This window comes from Hymenobacter translucens, from assembly GCF_020685205.1.
GTDB classification, from domain to species: domain Bacteria; phylum Bacteroidota; class Bacteroidia; order Cytophagales; family Hymenobacteraceae; genus Hymenobacter; species Hymenobacter translucens.
In genome coordinates this window covers 147,076-168,277 of sequence record NZ_JAJERB010000006.1, presented here as the reverse complement: position 1 = coordinate 168,277, position 21,202 = coordinate 147,076, and the positions used below count along the sequence as shown (strand labels likewise).

Here is a 21,202-nt window from a genome sequence, read left to right as displayed (position 1 = left end):
CAGAAGCAGGCTGGGGGCGCTGGCGGGCCCAGAGCCTGAGCTCGAATTAGCCAGGTCCAAGGTGGACATTAGCTTTTTCCTATTCAATCACACGATAATGTGATTTTCAGCGCATTACTCCGGCACAGCGGAATCCGACGACCATTTCGGAAGCTGATTTCCCTGGTAACGTCTTGGCATAAACCGCCACTGCAAAACGTCGGCAATGGGCGCGTAATCGGAGCGCAAATGCTCCGTTCGGCCCTTCCAAAGCCCGGCTTTTCGGGGTATCTTTGCAGACAGGAGTATGGAAAATTTCGTCGTTTCGGCCCGTAAGTATCGTCCGGTCACGTTCAAGAGCGTGGTGGGGCAGCAGCACGTCACTACCACGCTGCAGAACGCTATTGTCAGCCAGCACCTGGCCCAGGCTTTCCTGTTCTGCGGCCCCCGGGGCGTGGGCAAAACCACCTGCGCCCGCATCCTGGCCAAGACGATCAACTGCGAGTTCGTGGAGCAGCACGTGCGCCAGGGCAAGAGCATTGCCGAGCTGACCGCCGCCGGACTCATCGACATCATCCCCGAGAAATTCCGCGCCTCCACGGGCCCGGGCAGCGCCATTCCGGCCGGGGAGCTCGAAGCCTGCGGCAACTGCCCCTCCTGCCGGGCCTTCCAGGAGAATGCCTCGTTTAACGTGCACGAGCTGGATGCGGCCTCCAACAACTCGGTCGAGGACATCCGCTCCCTGGTGGAGCAGGTGCGCTACGCTCCGCAGCAGGGCCGCTTCAAGGTGTATATCATCGACGAGGTGCACATGCTCTCGAACGCGGCCTTCAACGCGTTTCTGAAAACCCTGGAAGAGCCGCCGAGCTACGCCATCTTTATTCTGGCTACCACCGAGCGGCACAAGATTATTCCCACCATCCTCTCCCGCTGCCAGATCTTTGACTTCAACCGCATCCGGGTTGAGGACATGCGCCTGCACCTGCGCTACGTGGCTACCCAGGAGCAGATCAAGGCCGAGGATGATGCCCTGCACCTGCTGGCCCAGAAGGCCGACGGCGGCCTGCGCGACGCGCTGAGCATGTTCGACCAGATGGTCACGTTCTCGGGGCAGAACCTCACCTACAAGGACGTGGTGCAGAACCTGCACGTGCTCGATTACGAGTACTACTTCCGCCTGGTGGAGGCCCTGCTGACCGAAAACCTGTCGGCCGCGCTGCTTTTGCTGGATGAGGTGATGCAGAACGGCTTCGACCTGCACAACTTCGTGGTGGGTGCCGCCGAGCACCTGCGCGGCCTGCTCGTGTGCAAGGACCCCGTGACGGTGCAGCTGCTGGAAGTGTCGGACGGCATCCGCAACCGCTACGTGCAGCAGGCCCAGGCCGCGCCTCTGGCGTTTCTGCTGTCGGCCCTGAACCTGGTCAGCGCCTGCGACCGGGAGTTTAAGCAAGCCAAAAACCAGCGCCTGCACGTCGAGCTGACGCTGATGAAGCTGGCGTACCTGAACGGCGCGGTGCAGTTTGCCCGGGAACTGGCGCCCGCCGCCGGCCAGCGTGCTTCGTCGGACAACGGCGAGGCTAAAAAAAAAACTAATGTAAGCGCCCCGGCCTCCGCGCCGGTGGCCGCCCCGGCTCCTGTCAGTCCCCCGGCTTCTGCGGCGGCTGCCCCGCCCGCCCCGGCAGTTCCCGTCGTGACGGCGCCGCCGGCTGGGGAAGAGCTGGTTCCGGTAGAAAGTGGCGTGGAAGAGCTGCACCCCACGCCCAGCATCGAGGATGAAGAGGCGGATGTGCCCGTGGCCGAACATCAGATGCTCGACACCTTTCCGCACGTGGAAGTCGGAATGCCCAGCGTGGCGGGTCACGGCCCGGGGCACGACGTGCAGACGGCCCCCGCTCCGCCCCGCCCGCTGCCACCCCTGGCCCGCCCCGGCGCTATTCCATCGAAGCTGCCCAGCCTGAGCTTAAGGGATATTCAGGCCCAGGTGGCCGAGCAGGCTACCCGCAAGCCGGTAGCTGCGGCGGTGGTCGAAAAAGCGGTGGACGAGCCGGTGGGAGTGCTGGTACCCCTGGACATGGCCCGGCTCGAGCAGGTCTGGAACGAGCTCAAGGAAGAGCGGCGCCAAGACCGGATGAGCGAGTACACGGTGCTGAACCGGGAATTTACCGCCGACGAGCAGCACATCATTCGTCTGACGGTTGACAACCCCATCCAGCTCGACCAGTTCAACGAGTTCCGCCAGGACTTTCTGACCGAGCTGCGCCGCCGCACCGGCTACCCCCGCCTGAACGTGCAGCTCACGGTGAACGAGCAGGTGTCCACGGCCCGCAAGCTGTACACCTCGTCCGACAAGTTTGAATACCTGGCTGAGAAGTTTCCGGCCCTGCTTGAGATGAAGCAGCGCTTGGGCCTGGATGTCGACTAAACCGGCATGCGGCACCGGGAAGTGAGATAGTCGACGCAACCTCCGACGAAGTTTGGTGCTTTTTATACCGGCCGGCCGTGCTCCAAACCACCCGGCCCGCGGGGTGGCTGCTAATTGAATTAATCCAGCCCGGCAGCACTGCGGGCGGGAGGCGTAAATAATTGGTTCGTTTTTAATTCCAATACGGTCCTCCTATCTTTGAACTCTTCTGATTTAGCCTACTTTTCCCTCGGAAACTTCGTGAGAAAACCTTTTTTGCTTATTCTGCCCGCCTTGGCAGCCCTCGGACTTACCCAGTGCCAGTCCAGTAAGCCGGCCGCCACGGCAGTTTCCAACCCCTCCCCTACGGCTACGCCTTCCGCCCCGAAAGAGTACAAATACGAAACCGTGCCGGGCGACCCGCTCAAGGCCCGGATCTACACGCTCGCCAACGGGCTGACCGTGTACCTGTCGGACTACGACGACGCGCCCCGCATCCAGACCTACGTGGCCGTGCGGGCCGGCTCCAAGAACGACCCCAGCACCGCTACCGGCCTGGCGCACTACCTCGAGCACATGGTGTTCAAGGGCACCTCCCGCCTGGGTACCCATAATTTCGCCGCCGAAAAGGTGGAGCTCGACAAGATTGAGGCCCTTTACGAGGTATACCGTACCAAAACCGACCCGGCCGAGCGCAAAAAGATCTACCACCAGATCGACTCAATTTCGAGCGTGGCAGCCAAGTATGCCCTGGCCAACGAGTACGACAAGCTGATGGGCTCGATCGGGGCTAAGGGCACCAACGCCTACACCTCGGTGGAACAGACGGTGTACACCGACGAAATTCCGTCGAACCAGATTGAGAAGTGGGCGGCCGTGCAGGCCGAGCGGTTCGGGGAAATGGTGCCCCGCCTGTTCCACACCGAGCTGGAAGCCGTGTACGAGGAAAAGAACCGCAGCCTCGATAACGACTTCCGCAAGGAGTTTGAGGCCCTGAACGCCAGTTTGTTCCAGAAGCACCAGTACGGCACGCAGACCACCATCGGCACGATTCCGCACCTGCAGAACCCGTCCATCACTGAAATCAAGAAGTACTTCGGCCAGTATTACGTGCCGAACAACATGGCTTTGTGTTTGAGCGGCGACCTGGACTACGACCAGACCATCCGCATCATCGACCAGTACTTCGGCAAGCTGCAGCGCAAGCCGGTGCCGGCGTTTACGGTTGCTCAGGAAGCTCCCATTACCGCCCCGATCGTAAAGGAAGTGGTGGGGCCCAGCGCTGAGAACGTCATGATTGGCTTCCGCTTCCCCGGCGTAGCCACCCAGGACGCCATCGTACTGCGCATGCTGGACCGCATCCTGTCCAATGGCCAGGCGGGCCTGATTGATCTCGACCTGAACCAGAAGCAGCTGGTGCTCGAAGCCAGCACCTTCACCCAGACCTTCAACGACTACTCCGAGCACATCATGACGGCCAAGCCCCGCCAGGGCCAGAGCCTGGAGGAAGTGCGCGACCTGCTGCTGGCCGAGCTGACCAAGCTCAAGAAGGGCGACTTTCCGGACTGGCTGATTCCGGCCATTATCACCAACGAACAGCTCAGCCGAACCAAAAGCCAGGAAAGCAACGAGGCCCGGGCCGACGAGTTTGTGCAGGCCTTTATTTCCGGGCAGAGCTGGGCCGCGGCCCTGAAGCAGTACGACGACTTCGCCAAAATCACCAAGGACGACGTGGTACGGGCCGCCAATAAGTATTACGGGAACAACTACGCCATCGTATTCAAGCGCACCGGCAAGGACACCAGCACTCCCAAAGTCATCAAGCCGGCTATTACGCCGGTACCGGTGAACCGCGAAGTGGCCTCCACCTTCTATAAGGAAGTGGCCGCTAAGCCCGCCCCCGAGCTGCAGCCGGTGTTCCTGGACTATAAAAAGGATATCAAGGAGCTGAAGCTGACCTCGGGCGTGCCCGTGTTCTACACCCGCAACGAGGAGAACGGTCTGTTCAGCCTCTACTACGTACTCGACCTGGGCACTCAGAACGACCCCAAGCTGGGTTTGGCGGCCAATTACCTGCAGTACCTGGGCACCGACAAGTACAGCGCCGCCCAGCTGCAGCAGGAATTCTACAAACTGGGCTGCTCGTTCAGCGTGCAGAGCGGCGCCGACCGCGTGTACGTCAGCCTGAGCGGCCTCGACACCAACTTTGAGAAGGCCACCAACCTGTTTGAAAGCCTGCTGGCCAACCCCAAGCCCGACGCCCAGGCGCTGAGCGACATGGTGGCCGGGGTGCTCAAGTCGCGCAAGGATGCCAAGCTCAGCAAGCAGGTTATCCTCAGCCAGGCCATGGTGAACTACGCCAAGTACGGCCCCAAAAACCCCTTCACGAGCCAGCTCAGTGAAAAAGAGCTGAAGGCGCTGAAGCCCCAGGACCTGACCGCCCTCACCAAAAAGCTGACGTCCTACGACCACCGGGTGCTGTACTACGGCCCCCGCACGCCCGAGGCGCTGACGACGGTGCTGAGCATCGAGCACAAGGTGCCGGCCAAGCGCATCCCTGTCCCGGCCAACAACGACTTTGCCGAGCTGCCCATGAAGGACCGCAAGGTGTACTGGGTCGACTACAACATGGTGCAGGCGGAAATTCTGTTCCTGACCAAGGGCGACGTGTACGACAAGAACCTGGTGCCCACCGTGAGCCTCTACAACGAGTACTTCGGCGGCAGCATGGGCAGCATCGTGTTTCAGGAGCTGCGCGAAAGCAAGGCGCTGGCGTACTCGGCCTCATCGAGCTACACCAACGCCAGCAAGCTGGGCCGTTCCAACTACAACCTCTCCTACATCGGTACCCAGAGCGACAAGCTGCCCGAGGCCATGGCCGGCATGGAAGCCCTGCTCACCGACATGCCCATGGCCGAGGCCAACCTGCAGATCGCCAAGAACTCGATCCGCAACAGCATCGCCACCGAGCGTATCACCAAGTCGGATATCCTGTTCAACTACGAGCGGGCCAAGCGCCTGGGCCTCGACTACGACGTACGCCGCGACGTGTACGAGAAAACCTTCGCCATGAGCTTCGACGACCTGAAGAAGTTTCAGCAGGCCAAAGTGAAGGGTCAGAGCCAGACGATTCTGGTGATTGGCTCCAAGGACCGGCTCAACTTCAAGGAGCTGGCCAAGTACGGGCAGGTGCAGCAGCTCACGCTCAAAGAAATTTTTGGGTATTAAGCAGCGGGTTAGGAATTAGGCGGCCGGACTTAGTTTCTTTGCACCGCTATCCGCGTGCCCGGGCTTTTGCCCACGTTTTCCTCTCCAAAATCATAGTACCCAGGCTGACGTCACCCGACTGAAGCCCTCCACACTCAAAGTTCCTAAGTTCTTTATTTCCAATGGCAGACCAGAAGATTTCCATCAAAAACGGCCAGCTCCACGTTCCCGACAAGCCGACCATTCCATTCATCGAAGGCGACGGAACGGGTCCGGATATCTGGGCCGCCTCGAAGCTGGTTTTCGATTCTGCCGTTGAGAAAGCATATGGTGGTCAGCGCAAGCTGATGTGGAAAGAGGTAATGGCCGGGGAGAAGTCGTTTAAGCAAACCGGCAACTGGCTGCCCAACGAAACCCTGGACGCGTTCCGCGAATACCTGGTAGGCATCAAAGGCCCCCTGACGACGCCCGTGGGCGGTGGTATCCGCTCCCTGAACGTGGCCCTGCGCCAGGAGCTGGACCTCTACGCCTGCCTGCGTCCCGTGCGCTGGTTCGAGGGCGTACCTTCCCCCGTAAAGCAGCCCGAGCTGACCGACATGGTCATCTTCCGCGAAAACACTGAGGACATCTACGCCGGCATCGAGTACATGAACGGTACGCCCCAGGCGCAGAAAATGCTGGAATTCCTGCAGGACGAGATGGGCGTGAAGAAAATCCGCTTTCCCGAGTCGTCTTCGTTCGGTATCAAGCCCGTGAGCAAGGAAGGCACCGAGCGCCTCGTGCGCGCCGCCATCAAGTACGCCATCGAGCATAAGAAGCCGTCGGTGACCATCGTGCATAAGGGCAACATCATGAAGTTCACCGAGGGGGCCTTCAAGACCTGGGGCTACGAGCTGGCCGAGCGCGAGTTTGGCGACAAGGTGTACACCTGGAGCCAGTACGACCGCGTGGTCGCCAAGCAGGGCCAGGAAGTGGCCGACGCCCAGCAGAAAGCCGCTCTCGACGGCGGTAAGATTCTGATCAAGGACAGCATTGCCGATGCCTTTCTGCAGCAGATTCTGCTCCGCCCCGCCGAGTACTCGGTGGTCGCCACCCTGAACCTGAACGGTGACTACATCTCCGACGCCCTGGCCGCCATTGTGGGCGGTATCGGCATCGCGCCCGGTGCCAACATCAACTACCTCACGGGCCACGCCATCTTTGAGGCTACCCACGGCACCGCGCCCAAGTATGCCGGTCAGGACAAGGTAAACCCCGGCTCGGTTATGCTCTCCGGAGCCATGATGCTCGAGCACCTGGGCTGGCAGGAAGCCGCCGACCTGATCTACAAAGGCCTTGAGTCGGCCATTGCCGCCAAGCGCGTCACCTACGACTTCGAGCGCCAGATGGAAGGCGCGACCCTGCTTAAGTGCAGCGAGTTCGGCCAGGAGGTTGTGAACCGGATGTAACTCCTTGCTTTATGCTTATAAAAAAGCCCCACCTGAGCGGTGGGGCTTTTTTATTGTCTGTGCTGACCTAACACACCTCGTTCTACTGCTGGTTTTGCAAGATGCCAGGAGCGATGGGGCCGCGCTGCTTGCCTGGCGTGTGCCTGCCGGCCCGTATTGCTGGTTATTGCTGCAATGGGCTGCAGGCAGACTATACGCTCACTCCGGCCCGGACAGTGAATCGAAAACCCATTACTTGTTTAGTTAAGATGGCGGTTGACTTATTCCACCACCAGACGGCTGGTAGCCGTGCCGGCGGGCGTCGTTACGAGCACCGAGTACACCCCGCCGGACAGGCCGGTAGTATTCAGCTCGGCGGTGATGAGGCCGTTGCTGGCTTTCGCAGTCTGAGTTAACACCTGCTGCCCCAGCGCGTTCAGCACCACAATGCGGGCCGCGCTTTCAGCGGGCAGGCTCAGGAACGCTTTGCCGGCTGCCGGGTTGGGGTAAAGCTGCAGCGCAGCACTCAGGCGGGCATTGGCAACGGCTGTTACCCGGCTGTCGCTCAGCCGCAGAAAGAAGCGGCCATCATGGCGGCCCGCGCTGAGCGGAACGACGTAGGCGCCGGCGCGCAGGTTGTGCAGGGTACCGGTGACCCGGTCTTCCAGAACCACAGAGGCGGTGACGGGGAAGTTGAGCAGTTGCCGGGCCTCGAAGGTGAAGCAGCCCGGCTGGGCGGCTGCTACGGTCAACGGCAGCACCTGGGCAGCGCTAATTTCTGGCAGCCCCTGAATGCTGAGCACTTCGGCCCCAGCTACCGTCGCCAGGCTGAGTGGGGTGGCCGTAGGCACTTTCCAGGCGTCGAAGCGGGCATCGGCCCCGGTAGTGGCACTGGCCTCGGCGTAGAAGACGACCACGTCCTCCGCGCTGCCGCTGCTCAGGTTCAAGTCCAGCCGGGGGCGCGGGTCCGTCGAAGCCTGGCGCAGAAAGCCGGGATTGACGTAGGTGGTCATGCGCATGCCGTTGGTAAAGCTGAGCGAGGCTGAGCTGGCAGCCGTCAGGTTACGAACAAAAAAGCCCTGCCCTACCGCCAGCTGCCCGTCGGTCAGGCTGCCGGTCCCGATGCCGTTCACGTACTGGTCGTAGGCGCCGGTGTACGCGCCGCTGGGGCGGAACACATACAAGGCATCGGCCAGCCCCCCGGCCTGCAGAGCCGGGCGCAGGGTACTCAGGTTGAGCGCCGCCAGAAAGGGGTTGCCGAGCAGGTGCCAGCCTGATTTCGCGGTGCCGGAGTTACCCAGACTGGTTACCGTCACCGGGGCCGTGGCAGCCGTGCCGGACATCGTCACGACCTGCGACCCGTTCAGCTGCACCGTCAGGCCCCGACCCATCGTCATTGTTTGGGCCGAACTAGACGGCGATAACCAGCCGAAGTCGAAGCTGCTGGTAGTGGGTGAAGCCGTGCTCAGGCGGTTCTGGTCGTAGTCGAACACCGTCGGGAAAGGTATTACCGACCCGGGCGTGGGCGACGAGTTGTAGCTGGTGTTGGTGGTAATGGGTGAGCCGCCGCTGCCCAGCTGGGTTAGGGTAGCTCCCACTACCGGGGCGCTGAAGTGACGGTAGCCGGCCATTGTCCCGCTAACCTGACGCTGCACCGCCAGCGTACCCTGCAACTGCCCGCCGCTTTCAACCACCATGCTGCTTAGCGCGCTGGTCGATGCCAGCGTCAGGTTACCACCCGAGGCCAGGTTGCCATTGAGCGTAAGCATGCGCTGCACTTGCACCGCCCCGCTCAGCGCGGCGCCGGCGCTGCCCACGGTCAGGTTATACAGCGTGCTGCTGCCGGGGCCACCCAGCGTCTGGGCAGCAGCGCCCGTCAGGCTCAGCAAGCCGGCACTGGCCGTTAGCGTGCCGCTATTGCTCAGGTTGCCTTTCACGTCCAGGGTGCCGCCGGTCAGATTGAGCGTGGCGCCGCTGTTGATCGTCAGCACCTTGGCCGACGCTGTGCCGCTGGCTACTGCCGGCATGTTGGGTCGCCCGCCCGGAATAGTTGCATCCAGCATGGCAGTGGGCACTCCATCCGACCAGTTGCCGGCCGTAAACCAGTCAGCGGACACGTTGCCGGTCCAGGTGGTTGTGGTAACAGGAGTTGCGACGGTGGACATCCGGTAGATGGTAGCGACGGGCGCACTACTGCCCGAAAGCCCACCCGTCACGTAAATATTGGTGCCCGCCGCCACGGTGGCCATCTCTGTCAAAGCCAGGGGTAGCGCGGTTTCGGCACTCCAGGTGCTGGTGCTGGGATTATAATAATTTACGTTGTTGTAGAACGTGCCGATGTTCATTCCAATGTCCGAGTCGCCACCGGTGATGTAAAGGTTGCCGTCGGAACCGGCAGCGCCGCTGGTATAGCCCCGCGCCGGCGTCGGCATACTTGGGCCCGTGGCCCAGCTGTTGGTAACGGGGTTGTAGACATAGTGGCTCACCAGCGCCGGGTAAGGATTGGCGCCAATGCCCCCGTACAGGTGCATTAACCCGGTCCCATCCAGGGCAGCCGCCATGCCCATGATGGGCACGGGCATGGAAGCGCCCATGCTCCACGTGTTGGTCACAGGATTGTAAATCTGTACTTCAGCACCGGGCGTAACCCCCAGGTCGAAGTTCCAGCCGCCGAAGACGTAGATCAGCCCGCTGGCGGCTGTCAGGGCCCGGGCCTGCCAGCGGGGCGCCGGCATCGTGGCAATGGTCGACCAGGCATTGGTTACCGGGTCGTAGCGGTAACACTCCGAGCGGTAGGTGCTCTGGTCGCGCCCCGCAAACGAGTAGATTTTGCCATCATTGCCCAGGGCAGTTGCCGGGCCCTGCATGGCTACCGGCATCGACGCTCGGCTCGTCCAGGTATTTGTGGCAATGTTGTAGGCTTCCGTTGAGCTGAAGGTCGTGCTGCCGTTGTAGCCGCCGAAGACGTAGATATTGCCATCGGGGTGGGCTACGGCCCCGTGCTGGGCCCGGGCCGTGGTCATGCTGGTTAGCGCTGTCCAGCTGGCTGTGCTGCGCGGTACCGCTGGGGCCGGTGGGGCCGGCCGGAGCTGTGTGGACCGCAGGGGCAGCGTAGGATCAGAAGGCTGAGCGACAACCGTTCTTGCGCTCAGGAGTGCCACCAGGGCGAAGCTAAGTAGAGGTAGGTTCATGTGTAGATAGTAAGTAGAGGTGCCCGATTCATTATAAAAGTAAAAACATTGTTTCCATTAAAAAGCATATTCAAATATTTCATCAGGTACTCTAAACCTGCGCCTGTCCTCCTGGACCCGACTGACTCAATCGGTAGGATTCTGGTTGAGAAACGAGTCAGGAATACAAGCCAGGAAAGGCGGGCAGGAAAACGGGACGGCGTACTCTTTGCCGTTGTTGAAGCAGGCAATCTGCACGCCTTCGAACACGAAGCACAGGATGCGCTCCACGCTGCCCTCGCGCATCAGAGCTCATGCACAGCGTCATCGGTGTTGTGAAACCGGCGCTGAAAGGGCATATTATCGGCGGCCGCAACGGCGTCCAGAACGAGGGTAGCAGGCATTTATGAGGCGTAATACCGGGTATATCGAAGGCCATGTAAGCCAGGCAAATACACCCCCATACCCACGCAAAAGCCCCGTCGGCGCAGCCCGTAGGCTACCCCGACGGGGCTTGGTTTAGCAGCTAGCGGGTCTAGGCTTTGCCCTGCATCCGCTGCAGCTCGGCGTACGTGCGCTGCGACTGAGCGTACTGGCGCTCGACCGACTGGCGCAGGGCCCCGGTGAGGGTACCGTCGCTGAGGGCATCTTTATAAGCCTTGATGGCCCACTCCTCGCCGTAGATGTTTGAACCCAGGATGGCCTCCTCGCTGAAGCCGGTGAGGGTGGCCTTGGTATCCATCCACACCCGGTAGAGCTTGCCTTTTACGGTGGTACCGGTTTCGCGGCCCCCGCCCTGCTGGCGCAGGTACTTGTTCAGCTCGTTGGCAAACTGCTGGCTCTGGCTGACCAGCTGCTTGTAGTAGCCGGTGCGCTCGGGGTCTTTGCTTTCGTCGACGGCGCGCTGGTAGCCTTCAATCCGGTCGTTGACGAACAGCAGCAACTCGTGCAGGGTAGCGGCCTGGTCGTCGTAAGCGGCAGTAGTGGTACCGGCTTTGCTGCCTTTGCCGCGCAGCAGGGAGCCCACGCCCAGCACGAGCAGGGCGCCGCCGATTACTTTCTGGGTGGTGCTCATACCGCCGATGAGGCCGCCTACGCTGCCTTTGCCCAGCCACTGACTCGCTTTTGAAAGCAGGGAACCGTCGGAGTTCTGACGGCCGCTGCCGCCCTGGTAGCCGGCCGAGCCGGAGGTATAAGAAGAGTTGTTTCCGCTGTGAGTTGATTGTTCTGGCTGGTTCATGGGGTAGAGTCGATATGGTGATGAATACCCTGGCATACGGCGCCGCTACTTATGAGTTAGGCTGAGCTTGTCGATTTAGCTTTTCTCCGGCTTAGCCTGAGCGCCGGGCCGGCATGTAGTCCGGGGATAAATATTCAGTCTGTTTTGCCGGTTTTTGTTGCCGCCAGGCCAAGAGCCCCCCGCCTTGACCGAGCGCTGCCCGCCGTTCTAAAGCTACCCTTTCGCGGCCTGCCGCCAGGAAGCCGACGCAAATGCCATTACTTTACACGCTTAGGCTTACGCTATGAGCAACGCGCTACCGGTTCTTCACCTGCCCCTGGCTTCTATTCGGGTAGGCCAGCCCCGGACGTTTACGTTCCCGGAAACCGAGCATACCCCGGCTCGGCCCTGGTCGTCGGCCATTCAGAAAGCGGCGATAAACAAACCGGTGTGGCTGTCGGAGCTGAACCTGGCCGGCGACCTGCAGGCCGACCAGCAAAACCACGGCGGGCCCGACCAGGCGCTGTGCGTGTACCCGGGAGCACACTACGCCGGCTGGTCGGCACGGCTGGGCCAGGAGCTGACTTCCGGCAGCTTTGGCGAAAACCTGACGCTGGCCGGCTCCGCTAGCGAAGCCGACGTGTGCCTGGGCGACGTTTTCGCGCTCGGTGGGGCGGTAGTGCAGATTTCCCAGCCCCGTTCGCCCTGCTATAAGCTGGGCCGGCGCTGGCAAACGCCCCTGCTCCCGCGGTGGCTGCAGGACTCCGGCTTTACCGGCTGGTATATGCGGGTGCTGGAGCCGGGCCTGGTAGCCCCCGGCGACCAGCTGCTTCTGCTGCGCCGCCCCTGCCCCGAATGGCCCTTGCCCCGGGTGAACAGCGCCAAGTATGCGCAGCGCCACGACCGAAAGCTGGTGGAGGCCCTGGCCGCGTGCCCGGTGCTGGGCCGGCAGTGGCAGCGCAAGCTGCAGGGCCGCCTGTCCGGTACCATGCCGCTCGACGACGACGCCAACCGGCTGCTCGGCCCGGCTACCGGCTGAGCGCGGCGCAACTTTTTAAGTGAATCAGGGTTGAGAAAATTCAGTCCGGCCCGCCGGCTTTCCTTTTCGCCCTGCTTTCCCTTTTCCGCATGGAAACCTCTTTTCGCCGCATTTTCCAGATTATCGATGGCAACAAAAAGCTGGTCGGCGACGGGTTCGACGTGACCAGCCCCATGCCCGGCCCCCGGATCCGGCAGCTCAGCCCGTTTCTGCTCATCGACCACACCGGCCCTATGCCCGTAGCGCCCACCGAAACGCCCCTGGGTGCCCACCCTCACCCCCACCGCGGCTTCGAAACCGTGACGGTGGTGTACTCGGGCCATCTTGCCCACCGCGACACGGCCGGGCACAGCGGGCAGCTCGGCCCCGGCGACGTGCAGTGGATGACGGCCGGTAGCGGGCTGCTGCACGAGGAGATGCACGAGCGGGAGTTCTCCAAGCGGGGCGGAGTGCTGGAGCTGCTGCAGCTCTGGGTGAACGTGCCGGCTCAGGACAAGATGGCCCCGCCCCGCTACCAGGAGCTGGCAGCGGCAGCAATTCCCACACTGCCGGCCGCCGGCGGCCCGGGCACCATCCGGGTTATTGCCGGTAGCTACGAGCACCTGGCTGGCCCCGCCGAAACCTTTTCCCCGCTCACGTTGCTCGACGTGCACCTGCCCGCCGGCGCGGCCCCTACCCTGGAGCTTCCTGCGCACTACAACGTGGGCATTTACGTGGTAAAGGGCAAGGTGCGGCTCCACGACAACCGCACTGCGGCCACCAAGCAACTCGTGGTCTACGGCTGGGATGGGCCCGGCATCGGCCTGACGGCGGAAGAAGACTCCGTACTGCTGGTGCTGGCCGGGCAGCCCATCGAGGAGCCCCTGGCCACCTACGGCCCCTTCGTAATGAACACCAACCAGGAGCTGATGCAGGCCATTACCGACTTCGAAGCCGGCAAAATGGGCTCTTTCGGCGATCAGCCGGCGTAAGCCGGCCGAGCCGCTGCCGGGCGTCTAGCCTTGTTCGGCCCGCACCACCCGCGCCGTTACGAGCAGCTGGCCGAGGTGGCGCATGGTGTGCTCGGCGGCGTGCATCAGCAGCCCCAGCACCGTGCTCGGCACCTGCGCCCGACCTACGCCCCGCACTTCGGTCAGCGTGGCTTCATCGGTATTCCGCAGCTGATCCAGGGCCTGGTCGACCTGCTCATTGAAAGCCTGTACCAACTCGGCTACTGAAACCGACGTTGGCTTGCCCTCGGCCGCCAAGGCTGCCTGCTGGCCTGGGCTGAGGCTTTCGGCCCGGGCATAGGTAAGCAGGCGGTCCAGTACGCCGGTGAGGTGCTGCAGGTGAAAGCCCACCGACGCCACGCCGGCAGGCGTTTGCCAGAGCAACCCGACGGGAAAGCCGAGCAGCTGGGCGTTTACTTCTTCGCGGGCCTGCAGCAGGGCGTGGGCAACGGGCTGCAGCAGGGGCGGCATGGCGGGCACGGGCCCGCGCAGCCATACTTCCAGGGGTTGATTCATAGACCGGTATAACGCACCGGATGGGGCATTGTTAAGGCTTTTCTCCTGGTCTGGCCGATGGCCCAGACCAAGTCGGTGGTGCCTTCCGCTCGGCCAATTCAGCCCGGATCAGTCCCGCCGGCTCGCGGATTCCTCGAAACCGGGACCGGAAACCTAACGGCCGTGGTGTATCTTTCGCCGCAACCTTTCTGCTTATGCCTGCTTCCATGCCCGACGTCGCCGCGCCTGCTCTTTCCACCGCACCCGTGAAACCGTACTCCCTGGCTTTGCGCCTCTGGCACTGGGCCAATGCGTTTGTGGTGACGGCCCTGCTCACCACCATCCTGTTTCTGTATGTCATTCTGAAGATGAAGACCGTGGGCCCCGAGTTTCAGGGCGTGCTGCAAAAGGAGGGCGTCACCTTCAGCCGCGACCAGGTGCGGGGGCTGACGCGCATCATCAGCCACCGGATCTGGGACTGGCACATCTACCTCGGCGTGGCCCTGACGGTACTGCTGGTGTTCCGGGTGGTGCTGGAGTTTCTGCAAAGCGGAGCCCAGCGCTTCTCGGCCCGGCTGCGCGAAGCCAAACGCTATTTCCGCCAGGCCGGCTCCGACCTGCGCGACAACCGCCACTCCCTGGTCGTAAAGTACCTGTACATCGCCTTTTACCTGATGCTAGTAGTCATGGTGGTCACCGGCCTGCTGCTGATTTACGCCGACGACGTGGAGGCCCTGGACAAGATCGAGCATGAAATCAAGGAGATTCACAACTTCACGATGTACCTCGTCATTGCCTTTACCGTGCTGCACATCGTGGGCGTAATCTGGGCTGAAAACACCAAGAACCGCGGCATTGTGTCGGATATGGTGAACGGTGGGCAGGCCTAGCGCCGCGCCACCTGGCCGATGAGGCAGGCACCGGGCCCGCCTGCCTGATAGTGAAAGCCCACTCCTGGTCACCAAACGCCGGCCCAGCCTGGCAGGGACGCTCCGTAAGCGGAGCTAAACGTTGTGAGTACCGGCCGCAAGGCCCTTTTTGTATGCCAGAACTTTCGCAGCGGGCGCAGTTGATGCCCTTTTCGCCCTACCGCAAGCTCACCCCCTACGCCGATGCCGCCAAGCAGCGGGGCATTGGCGTGTACCACCTCAACATTGGTCAACCCGACGTAGAAACCCCGCCGGCCATGCTGGCCGGGGTGCAGCAGGCCAGCATCCGGGTGCTGGAGTACAGCCCCGCCAACGGCTACCCCAGCTACCGGCGCAAGCTGGCTTCCTACTACCAGCGGGTCGGCATTGAAGTGACGGCCGACGACATTATTGTAACCATGGGCGGCAGCGAGTCTATCTTCTTCGCCTTCATGACCTGCCTGAACCCGGGCGACGAAGTCATTATTCCGGAGCCGTTTTATGGTCCCTACTCAGCTTTTGCCCTGGCTACCGGCACGCGCGTAGTGCCGGTCACCTCCTACCTGGCCAATGGCTTTGCCCTGCCCGCGCTGGCCGATATGGAGCGCGCCATCACGCCGCGCACCCGGGCCATCCTGATCTGCAACCCCAACAACCCTACCGGGTACGTGTACAGCCGGCAGGAACTGACGGCCCTGCTGGAGCTTTGCCGGAAGCACGACCTCTACCTGCTCTCCGACGAAGCCTACCGCGAATTCTGCTACGACGCGCCTTTCGTGAGTGCCCTGGAGCTACCCGGGGCCGCGGAGTACGTAGTGCTGCTCGACACCATCTCGAAGCGCTACAGCGCCTGCGGAGCCCGCATCGGGGCCTTCGTTACCAAAAATGCCGCTGTGCGGGATGCAGCCTTCCGCTTTGCCCAGATGCGGGTGAGTCCGCCCGGCCTGGGCCAGCTGCTGGGCGAAGCCGCCGCCGGACTGCCCGACAATTATTTCGACCACGTCAAGGAGGAGTACCGGGCCCGGCGCGACCTGCTGCTGGCCTGCCTGCGGGCCATACCGGGAGTGGAGTGCCCCACCCCCAGCGGGGCATTCTACATCATGGCCCGCCTGCCCATCGACGATGCCGAAACCTTTGCCCGCTGGCTGTTGGAGTCGTTTAGCCACGAAGGGCATACCGTGATGATTTCGCCGGCAGCCGGCTTCTACGGCACGCCCGGGCTAGGCCGGCAGGAAGTACGCCTGGCCTATGTTATCAACCAGGACGCGCTGCGTGCTGCCATGGGCTGCCTGGCCCGTGGGCTGGAGCAGTACCCGGGCCACCTACTTGCTGGCTGACGGCTAAAAGCGTTTTAACAGTCTTCTCTCATATAGGCAGCTTCCGAAACCGGGAGCTGCCTTTTTTGGCTGGTTCAGCCTTTGCCGAATCCCTGCACCTGACGCCCGCAGCGTCCTTCTTATCCGGCCCACCTGAGAATGACGACTAGCTTAGTTCGGGTGGCTCAGGGCCTTATACCGGCTCTCTTGGCCCGACTCATAAATGGATAAGTACAAAATTTAAACGTGTCTGTCATATATAATAAATTTGTTTGATCATCTGGGATTAGAGCCAGGAGGAGCTAATTCTCCTGTTTGTATAATCTTTCACAGAAAGCTTTGGGACGGGTTTAGACGGAAACAAGGGCGGCTACGCATTCGGTAATAAAAAGTTTTATATGCCTTGTTTTTTATTGCTTTTCCCACCATCCTTATTCATCTTTGTTGTCTAACGACCCAGCTTATGTCCAAAATCTACGCTTCCTCCGTTACTATCCTGACGGCTGCTCTGCTGCTGTTTGGGAACCGGCCCGCGGCGGCCCAGTTCGCAACCACTGCTCCGGCGCAGGACGGGGCCATCGGCTCCGGCGAATACGGCGCCAGCAGCGGAAACTGGTCCATGGCCTGGGACAATACCAACCTTTATATCGCCAAGACGGGCGGGGGGGCCGGGGACCCGGTTTATATCTACCTGGACACTGACCCGATTATTCCGGTGAACGGCGGCAGCGGCAGCAATGGCAGCCTGACCGGCACTACCGACTACAACACCACTCCGTCCTTGCCCCTTCGGGCGGACGTGCGCATTTTCTGGAACGCGCAGAACAACTACATCGAGTACCGCTCCCGCAACAGCTCCGGTGGGTGGGGCACAGCCGTCACCGCCTCGGCCGACGTGCTGCAGAGCAGTAACGGCACGACCCGGGAAATGAGACTCCGCTGGGCTGCCCTGCCGGGCCTAACGGGTCGTCCGGCGAGCTTCAACTGGCTGGGCTACGAGGGCAACACTAACAGCCCCTACTTCGTGTACGATCAGACGCCCACGCAGAATTACGGCGGTAACGGCAGCTCGACACCTTACTTCGAATACTACCACACCGTCACGAGCACGGCCAGCACGGGCACCACCAATCCTTTTGGCCGTACGAGTTACACGTACCCGCTTAACGGGGGCTCAACCCTGTTCGGCGGTACCATCGCCAACCTCTACGACTTCACGATGAATACGCCCGGGGTAACCATCACCCGCGACGCCGGGGCATGGCAGCTGCTGGGCTCCCTGAACCTGACGGCCGGCACCATCGCCGGCACCACGGGCACGCCCATCACCGTTGCCGGCGACCTGAACATCCGGGCCGGGGCTACGCTCACGCTGTCTTCCGCATTTGGTGGCGACCTGAACCTGGGCGGTAATATGACCAACAGCGGTACCTTTAATGCAAACAACCGCGCGGTTACGCTGAACGGCACGCAGAGCGACGGCGCCCAGGTTTTGAGCGGCCCGCTGGCTTTCGACTACCTGACCGTGAACAGCATCGGCAGCAAGACGGTGGCCAACAACATCACCGTGGCGCAGGAGCTGCGCATTACAAGTGGCCTGCTGGCCCCGGTCCCGGGGTCGCGGGTCACGCTGACCGGCACCGCGACCCTGTCGGAAACGGCTATCAGCTACGTGAAGGGCACCCTGGAGATGAGCCGGACCCTGAACAGCTCCACACCCACTGCGACCTATCCCGACGGGCTGGTTATGCAGGCAGTGGGGGACGTATATCCCGGCACCGTAACGGTACGTCGCCTGCTGGGCACCGTCCGGACCGGTGAGAACGAGGCCATCAGCACGGAGCGCCAGTACCAGCTTACCGCTTCCAACGACGTGGCCGGGCTAAACGTGAACGTATCCTTCCCCTACCGCGAAGGCGGGGAGCTGGTCAATATTCCCGAAAGCAAGCTGGCTACCTACCGCTCGGCCAGCCTGAATGGTCCGTGGCAGCCCATCACCTCTTCGGTAAATACCGCTGACAACCTGATTACGACTAACCTGAGCGCCTTTTCGGCCAGCTACTTCGCCTTCGGCAACGTGGACTCGCCCCTACCGGTATCCCTGACCCGCTTCGAGGCCAAAGCCGAAAAGAGCGGCGTCCTGCTGACCTGGGTTACGGCCAGTGAGAAAAACAACGCGGGCTTCACGGTGGAGCGCAGCCGCGACGGCCGGGAGTATGTAGCTCTGCGCTTTGTATCCGGGGCCGGCACCAGCAGCACGGCCCGCACCTACCGCCACCTCGACGCGGAGGCTCCGGCCGCTGCCACGCTCTACTACCGGCTGCGCCAGACCGACCATGACGGAACCATCGCCTACTCCCCGGCCCGGGTGGTAACGACGGGCGGCAGCGCGCTGGAGCTTAGCCCCGTGCCCGCCCCCGCCGAGCTAACCGTTCGGGGCATCCTGGCCGCCGATGCTTCGGTTGTGCTGGTGCGCGACGTGCAGGGCCGGGTTGTGCGCCGGAGCTCGGTAACGGCCGGTCAGGCCACGGTTTCGGTAGCCGGCCTGGCCCCCGGCCTCTACGTGGTGGAAGCCGGCGCCCAGCGTACCCGCTTCGTGAAAGAATAGCCTATTTATGCTGCAAAAAGCCCCGGGAGTCAGCCTGAACAGCTGATGACCGGGGCTTTTTTTCGTATTAGCTTCAACCTGCGCTTGGGCTGCTGTGGCTTATTTGTCCATCCAGATGTCCACGAAGGGCTCCTCCTCCTCAACGCGGAAGGCGCGCCGGAAGACGTTGGTGTTGGATTCGATGGCGATATTTCCCTGAGGGTCGAGGGCGATGATACCCCGGTCGCCCTGCAACTTATCGGCGTACATTCCCACGGCTTCGCGGGCTGCTTTGTCGATGGAAAGCTTCTTGTACTTGCGCAGGGCATACACCTCGTGGGCGCAGGCGGCCAGCATGATGATTTCCCCGTCGCCGGTGCAGGACGCGGCGCATACCTCATTGTTGGCGTAGGAGCCGCCCCCGTAGATGCAGCTGTCGCCCACCCGGCCCCGCAGCTTGCCCTCAATGCCGCCGGTGGAGGTGGCCACGGCCAGGTTGCCGTGCTGGTCGAGGGCTACGGCGCCCACCGTGTCGTGCTTGTTGGCGTGCTCAACGTCTGCATCGTGCAGGATTTCCATCCATTCGTCCCGCTGCTCGTCAGTCTTGAAGTAGCTCGGGTCCTGCAGCGTCAGGCCCTGGGACAAGGCAAACTCGTGGGCACCCTCGGCGGTGAGAAAGGTATGCTTGCACTTCTCCATCACGAGGCGGGCCAGCTTAACCGGGTTCTTGATGAGCTTCAGACCGCTAACGGCCCCGCCGCGCAGGGTCTGTCCGTCCATGATGGAGGATTCGGTCTCCACTTCGCCGTTCAGGTTGAACATGCCCCCGCGTCCGGCGTTGAACAGCTCATTGTCCTCCATGCTCATGACGGCCGCTTCGACTGCATCGAGGGCGGCGCCGCCGCGGTTCAGGATTTCCCAGCCTGCGTTTAGCGCGGCTTCCAGGCCGGCTTTCAGCTTGGCTTCTTTTTCCGGTGGAATGCTTGACGGGTCAGTGGTGACCGCGCCCCCGTGAATAACGATGACGTATTTGCCCATGTGCGTAGGTGTGGGTGGTACTGCCTGCTTCTACTGCCAGAACGGAAAAGAGTTAGGTCGAGCTTGGGCGGCAAGGACTAATTCAGCTCCTGGCTTCGGCGAAAAAAGCAGGTCGCACTATCCACTACTCTCACCTGACTACCAGCCATCAGCTACTAGCTAACAGCTGATTTCCCAAGCGCCTCAGCCACCTGCTCGCGCATCCGGCGCAGCGACTCCCGGGCGAAGCGGCGCTGCAGCATCCGGCCGAACAGGCGAAAGCCGATCCAGTAGAACGGGTTCCGAATCCGGCCCAGCTGGGAAAAGGCGTGCATCCGGAACATCACCCGGCCGGTCGTCAGGTGCTTGTGGACGGTGAAATCAATCTGCCCCCGCTCGAAATGGCCCTCCAGGGTGCGGTAGTTGTAGCCCCAGACCTGCTCAGGGCCCGCCTCGGTGGGGCGCTGCTCGTCGGTGATGCCGCCGATACGGACGCCGAACCAGAAGGTGAAGATCAGGAACCGGGCCCGCAGCACCATCACCCGCTGCTCCAGGGGCGCATCGGGCACGAAGATGCCGGTGATGAGGTCGGGTGGCGGAAAGGTGTAGTTGCGCAGCACCTGTCGGGCGGCCTCCCAGGAGCCAGCATCGGCGGGCGGGCCGGGAGCCTCGCTCGGCAGCTCGGTTTCGTAGTCGTCAACGCGCCAGCCGTTGGCAGTGGTGTATTCGTGGGTGCGGGTGAGGTCGAAGTTGTAGCCGGCCTTACCGTAGAGGTCGAGGCGGGCCTTGTGCTGCTCCCAGGGCGTGGGGCCGGGGCTACGCATGGCGCTCTACCTTGGCCGGGCCCTGGTCGGGCCGCTCCACCGTTTCGACCACGACGGGCCCGGCCGGGTGCCCGCCGCACTGGGCGGCTACCCGCTCGCAGAACGTGCGCCAGGTTTGCTCCTGCACCCGCTTGCCCACGCCCAGCGTGCCGTAGGTAAAGGCCACCAGCCCGTCGCGGGAGCGGGCCCAGGACCGAATCTGAAACCGGATGGTGTTAGGCCGGCCCGGATGGCGGCGCACTGAAAACCGGATCCGGCCAGCCTCGGGGTGTCCTTCCAGGGTCACGAACTCGAAAAAGCTCTTGCCGATTTCCGACACCCGCACCGTGCCGTTCCACGGGCCCAGGATGCGGATCTGAAACTCGTCATCCACGTGCAGCTCGTGGGGCTCCCCCTTCTGCTTGCGGAAGTCAGCCAGCAGGTCGGGGGAAAACTTCTCGACGTCGCACATGATTTCCTGGAGCAGCTTGGCGGCCGACTTGCCGGGCTGCTCGATGTCGATGTAGTAGCGCCGCTCGAAGAGGGGGCCGGTTCCGTCGCTGGCGGTTTGTTGGGGCTTGGACATGGGCACTGGTACGGGCCCGGCTGAGGCGGGGTTGAGGGCCGGATTCCGGCAATTCCTTC

15 protein-coding genes are annotated in these 21,202 nt (G+C 62.4%); 8 read left to right on the top strand and 7 right to left on the bottom strand.

The window, feature by feature from the left end; translation table 11 throughout:
- Nucleotides 1–286: 286 nt before the first annotated feature.
- The 3 genes from dnaX (at nucleotide 287) to icd (ending at nucleotide 7,035) form a co-directional block, all read left to right on the top strand.
- Nucleotides 287–2,401, top strand: coding sequence for a DNA polymerase III subunit gamma/tau (gene dnaX / locus LJY25_RS14375; RefSeq protein ID WP_227609048.1), 2,115 nt, complete (start codon nucleotides 287–289; stop codon nucleotides 2,399–2,401).
- 240 nt (nucleotides 2,402–2,641) lie between these two features.
- Nucleotides 2,642–5,608: a M16 family metallopeptidase gene (locus LJY25_RS14370; RefSeq protein ID WP_227609047.1), complete on the top strand. Its 2,967-nt coding sequence runs from the start codon at nucleotides 2,642–2,644 to the stop codon at nucleotides 5,606–5,608.
- A 161-nt stretch (nucleotides 5,609–5,769) separates the two neighbouring features.
- Complete coding sequence (gene icd, locus LJY25_RS14365; RefSeq protein WP_227609046.1) at nucleotides 5,770–7,035, top strand: NADP-dependent isocitrate dehydrogenase; 1,266 nt, start codon at nucleotides 5,770–5,772, stop codon at nucleotides 7,033–7,035.
- A 260-nt stretch (nucleotides 7,036–7,295) separates the two neighbouring features.
- Here icd and LJY25_RS14360 read toward each other — a convergent pair whose 3' ends face one another.
- The 3 genes from LJY25_RS14360 to LJY25_RS14350 all read right to left on the bottom strand — a co-directional run bounded on the left by LJY25_RS14360 (nucleotide 7,296) and on the right by LJY25_RS14350 (nucleotide 11,424).
- Nucleotides 7,296–10,205: a kelch repeat-containing protein gene (locus LJY25_RS14360; protein WP_227609045.1), complete on the bottom strand. Its 2,910-nt coding sequence runs from the start codon at nucleotides 10,203–10,205 to the stop codon at nucleotides 7,296–7,298.
- Between the two features lie 126 nt (nucleotides 10,206–10,331).
- Nucleotides 10,332–10,490 carry a hypothetical protein gene (locus LJY25_RS14355; RefSeq protein ID WP_227609044.1) on the bottom strand — a complete coding sequence of 53 codons (159 nt, stop codon included), beginning with the start codon at nucleotides 10,488–10,490 and terminating at the stop codon, nucleotides 10,332–10,334.
- 229 nt (nucleotides 10,491–10,719) lie between these two features.
- Nucleotides 10,720–11,424: a ferritin-like domain-containing protein gene (locus LJY25_RS14350; protein WP_227609043.1), complete on the bottom strand. Its 705-nt coding sequence runs from the start codon at nucleotides 11,422–11,424 to the stop codon at nucleotides 10,720–10,722.
- Between the two features lie 283 nt (nucleotides 11,425–11,707).
- Between LJY25_RS14350 and LJY25_RS14345 the strand changes: the two genes are divergently transcribed.
- Nucleotides 11,708–12,442: an MOSC domain-containing protein gene (locus LJY25_RS14345; protein ID WP_227609042.1), complete on the top strand. Its 735-nt coding sequence runs from the start codon at nucleotides 11,708–11,710 to the stop codon at nucleotides 12,440–12,442.
- 89 nt (nucleotides 12,443–12,531) lie between these two features.
- Complete coding sequence (locus LJY25_RS14340; protein WP_227609041.1) at nucleotides 12,532–13,413, top strand: pirin family protein; 882 nt, start codon at nucleotides 12,532–12,534, stop codon at nucleotides 13,411–13,413.
- 24 nt (nucleotides 13,414–13,437) lie between these two features.
- Here LJY25_RS14340 and LJY25_RS14335 read toward each other — a convergent pair whose 3' ends face one another.
- Complete coding sequence (locus LJY25_RS14335; RefSeq protein ID WP_227609040.1) at nucleotides 13,438–13,947, bottom strand: DinB family protein; 510 nt, start codon at nucleotides 13,945–13,947, stop codon at nucleotides 13,438–13,440.
- Nucleotides 13,948–14,141: 194 nt separating this feature from the next.
- On the opposite strand from LJY25_RS14335, the gene LJY25_RS14330 reads away from it, so the two are divergent.
- From LJY25_RS14330 to LJY25_RS14320, 3 genes are all read left to right on the top strand, one after another.
- Complete coding sequence (locus tag LJY25_RS14330; RefSeq protein ID WP_227609039.1) at nucleotides 14,142–14,816, top strand: cytochrome b/b6 domain-containing protein; 675 nt, start codon at nucleotides 14,142–14,144, stop codon at nucleotides 14,814–14,816.
- Between the two features lie 152 nt (nucleotides 14,817–14,968).
- Nucleotides 14,969–16,171 (top strand): pyridoxal phosphate-dependent aminotransferase, encoded by a 1,203-nt coding sequence (locus LJY25_RS14325; RefSeq protein WP_227609038.1) that lies wholly within the window; start codon nucleotides 14,969–14,971, stop codon nucleotides 16,169–16,171.
- A gap of 442 nt (nucleotides 16,172–16,613) precedes the next feature.
- On the top strand, nucleotides 16,614–18,758 hold the full coding sequence (locus LJY25_RS14320) for a hypothetical protein (protein ID WP_227609037.1): 2,145 nt from the start codon (nucleotides 16,614–16,616) through the stop codon (nucleotides 18,756–18,758).
- A 99-nt stretch (nucleotides 18,759–18,857) separates the two neighbouring features.
- On the opposite strand, the gene LJY25_RS14315 is transcribed toward LJY25_RS14320, so the two are convergent.
- The 3 genes from LJY25_RS14315 to LJY25_RS14305 form a co-directional block, all read right to left on the bottom strand.
- Complete coding sequence (locus tag LJY25_RS14315) at nucleotides 18,858–19,775, bottom strand: isoaspartyl peptidase/L-asparaginase family protein (RefSeq protein WP_227609036.1); 918 nt, start codon at nucleotides 19,773–19,775, stop codon at nucleotides 18,858–18,860.
- 155 nt (nucleotides 19,776–19,930) lie between these two features.
- Nucleotides 19,931–20,578 carry a DUF1990 domain-containing protein gene (locus LJY25_RS14310; RefSeq protein WP_227609035.1) on the bottom strand — a complete coding sequence of 216 codons (648 nt, stop codon included), beginning with the start codon at nucleotides 20,576–20,578 and terminating at the stop codon, nucleotides 19,931–19,933.
- Nucleotides 20,571–21,143: a DUF1990 family protein gene (locus LJY25_RS14305; protein WP_227609034.1), complete on the bottom strand. Its 573-nt coding sequence runs from the start codon at nucleotides 21,141–21,143 to the stop codon at nucleotides 20,571–20,573. The genes LJY25_RS14310 and LJY25_RS14305 overlap by 8 nt, the downstream gene beginning before the upstream one ends.
- Nucleotides 21,144–21,202 lie beyond the last annotated feature (59 nt).

Coding starts and splice junctions, on each gene's coding strand:
- dnaX (WP_227609048.1), top strand. CDS start 287: ATGGAAAATTTCGTCGTTTCGGCCCGTAAGTATCGTCCGGTCACGTTC.
- icd (WP_227609046.1), top strand. CDS start 5,770: ATGGCAGACCAGAAGATTTCCATCAAAAACGGCCAGCTCCACGTTCCC.
- LJY25_RS14360 (WP_227609045.1), bottom strand. CDS start 10,205: ATGAACCTACCTCTACTTAGCTTCGCCCTGGTGGCACTCCTGAGCGCA.
- LJY25_RS14355 (WP_227609044.1), bottom strand. CDS start 10,490: ATGCGCGAGGGCAGCGTGGAGCGCATCCTGTGCTTCGTGTTCGAAGGC.
- LJY25_RS14350 (WP_227609043.1), bottom strand. CDS start 11,424: ATGAACCAGCCAGAACAATCAACTCACAGCGGAAACAACTCTTCTTAT.
- LJY25_RS14345 (WP_227609042.1), top strand. CDS start 11,708: ATGAGCAACGCGCTACCGGTTCTTCACCTGCCCCTGGCTTCTATTCGG.
- LJY25_RS14340 (WP_227609041.1), top strand. CDS start 12,532: ATGGAAACCTCTTTTCGCCGCATTTTCCAGATTATCGATGGCAACAAA.
- LJY25_RS14335 (WP_227609040.1), bottom strand. CDS start 13,947: ATGAATCAACCCCTGGAAGTATGGCTGCGCGGGCCCGTGCCCGCCATG.
- LJY25_RS14330 (WP_227609039.1), top strand. CDS start 14,142: ATGCCTGCTTCCATGCCCGACGTCGCCGCGCCTGCTCTTTCCACCGCA.
- LJY25_RS14325 (WP_227609038.1), top strand. CDS start 14,969: ATGCCAGAACTTTCGCAGCGGGCGCAGTTGATGCCCTTTTCGCCCTAC.
- LJY25_RS14320 (WP_227609037.1), top strand. CDS start 16,614: ATGTCCAAAATCTACGCTTCCTCCGTTACTATCCTGACGGCTGCTCTG.
- LJY25_RS14315 (WP_227609036.1), bottom strand. CDS start 19,775: ATGGGCAAATACGTCATCGTTATTCACGGGGGCGCGGTCACCACTGAC.
- LJY25_RS14310 (WP_227609035.1), bottom strand. CDS start 20,578: ATGCGTAGCCCCGGCCCCACGCCCTGGGAGCAGCACAAGGCCCGCCTC.
- LJY25_RS14305 (WP_227609034.1), bottom strand. CDS start 21,143: ATGTCCAAGCCCCAACAAACCGCCAGCGACGGAACCGGCCCCCTCTTC.